Source organism: Pseudomonas laurentiana (genome assembly GCF_014648275.1).
GTDB classification, from domain to species: Bacteria; Pseudomonadota; Gammaproteobacteria; order Pseudomonadales; family Pseudomonadaceae; genus Aquipseudomonas; species Aquipseudomonas laurentiana.
Window position 1 is genome coordinate 1 of sequence record NZ_BMQU01000101.1, and the last position, 833, is coordinate 833.

Consider the following 833-nt stretch of genomic DNA (forward strand, 5'->3'; position numbering starts at 1 on the left):
TCGAAAAAAATAATCTCTTTTATATATACATATTGTTACAACTCCCTGGTTATATAGGGAAAAATTTTACATTTTTGGAAAAATCCTATTTTGATGGTTCTATTGAAATTTCCCACCCTCAATTGACCTATTCCAGTGAAAAAACCACTAGGTTACCACTAATATTGGTGGAGTTATGCGATGATTAGTATGGGCAAATGCGCGCGCGCCATATATAAAAACCAGATTCACAAATTTTCGGTTGCGGCCATATCTAGCAGAAAGCACCGTTCCCCGTTCGATCAACTGTAGTTAAGCTGCTAAGAGTTGTACCGAGTAGTGTAGTGGGAGACCATACGCGAAACTACAATGCTGCAATCTTTTTTGTTAGTACACCTATTATTTTTATTGGATAAACCAAAGTAAATCGGCCCCGATCTTTCAGATGGTATCATTAAAAATATAGGGTGTCATAGAAAAAGTTGGCGAAACAGGGGTATGGTATAAGGATAAACCACAGAATCGAACACCCTATATAGGTTAATGTGACAGATTACTCAAAAGGGGGAAAATTGCACTAATTACGAGAAAATTGCACTCTGCCGCGCACAAAAAAAATTTTCACAACAATAGAAAAAAGAATTAGACGCGCCTTTTGCAGCAAAAAAAAATTACAAACAAAAAATAATTAACGCGAGGTTATTAGTCTAAATGCCGTACACACAAAATTGCCTATACATCACACAATTACATTAGGGTTTATTGCCAGTCGCATTTATCAATTATACACGACCTTCCATGATGTTCTATCGGGTTCTACGCGCGATGCTCATCGCAACAGTGAAAAAATTTTC

The 833-nt window shown here is 36.7% G+C and carries 1 protein-coding gene and 1 rRNA gene; both read left to right on the top strand.

The window, feature by feature from the left end:
* On the top strand, nucleotides 1-188 hold a 188-nt coding region (locus tag IE038_RS25585), incomplete at its 5' end, for a hypothetical protein (RefSeq protein ID WP_229775739.1).
* Nucleotides 189-239: 51 nt separating this feature from the next.
* Nucleotides 240-360 (top strand): 5S ribosomal RNA (gene rrf / locus IE038_RS25590).
* Nucleotides 361-833: the final 473 nt, after the last annotated feature.